The following is a 963-nucleotide window of genomic DNA, read 5'->3' as shown; positions in this document are numbered from 1 at the left end:
GCCGCGACTCGGTGCCGACAACGGCCGCCTGCACTGGCCGGCACGTCCGCGGCGGCCCGATGGACCCGGGGCCGACGCCGACGCGCTTCCGTTGTGCGACATACGGATCACCGACCTCACCGCGTTCTGGGCCGGGCCCGTCGCCACCCAGTTGCTCGGTGCCCTCGGCGCCGACGTGATCAAACTCGAGGGCGTCCGCCGGCCCGACGGTATGAGGTTTTCCGCGGGCCGCCCGCCGGACTGGGACCAGTGGTGGGAGTGGGGCCCGGTGTTCTTGTGCAGCAACAACAACAAGCGCGGCATCAGCGTCGAGCTCAGCACCGACGCCGGACGCGCCATCGCGTTGGAGCTTATGGCGGCAAGCGATCTCGTCATCGAGAACTTCTCGCCGCGGGTGATGGACAACTTCGGATTGACCTGGGATGCCGTCGCGGCGGCCAATCCCCGCGCCGTCATGGTCCGGATGCCCGCGTTCGGGCTCGACGGCCCGTGGCGCGACCGCGTCGGGTTCGCGCAGACGATGGAGCAGGCGACGGGCATGGCGTGGATGACCGGACACGCCGACGGCCCACCGGTGATTCCGCGCGGGGTGTGCGACCCCATCGCGGGGCTGCACGCCGCATTCGCCGCGATCGCGGCGCTGGCGATCCGCGACCGGGATGGGGCCGGGATGCACGTCGAATCCACCATGGTCGAGGCGGCGCTGAACGTGGCCGCCGAGATGCTGGTGGAGTACTCGCGCAACGGAGTCGAGTTGCGCCGGGAGGGAAACCGGGGTCCCGACGCGTCGCCCCAGGGCGTGTATCCGTGTCCGGGTGACGACGAATGGGTCGCGCTGGCCGCGACGGACGACGCCGCGCGGGCGTCGTTGGCGAGGCTCATCGAGCGGCCGGAGCTCGACCCGCACGAGGCCGCGTGGCGGGAACGCGCCGACGAGATCGACAAGCTGATCTCCGATTGGAC

1 protein-coding gene is annotated in these 963 nt (G+C 71.1%); it reads left to right on the top strand.

Translation table 11 applies throughout. From position 1 onward, the window contains the following. The coding region (locus BN4348_RS59205; RefSeq protein WP_211145838.1) for a CaiB/BaiF CoA transferase family protein at positions 1–963 on the top strand (963 nt) is incomplete at both ends.

It is taken from the genome of Mycobacterium interjectum, assembly GCF_900078675.2.
GTDB classification, from domain to species: Bacteria; Actinomycetota; Actinomycetes; order Mycobacteriales; family Mycobacteriaceae; genus Mycobacterium; species Mycobacterium interjectum.
The sequence above is the reverse complement of the archived record's forward strand: the minus strand, read 5'-3'. Positions and strand labels throughout refer to the sequence as shown.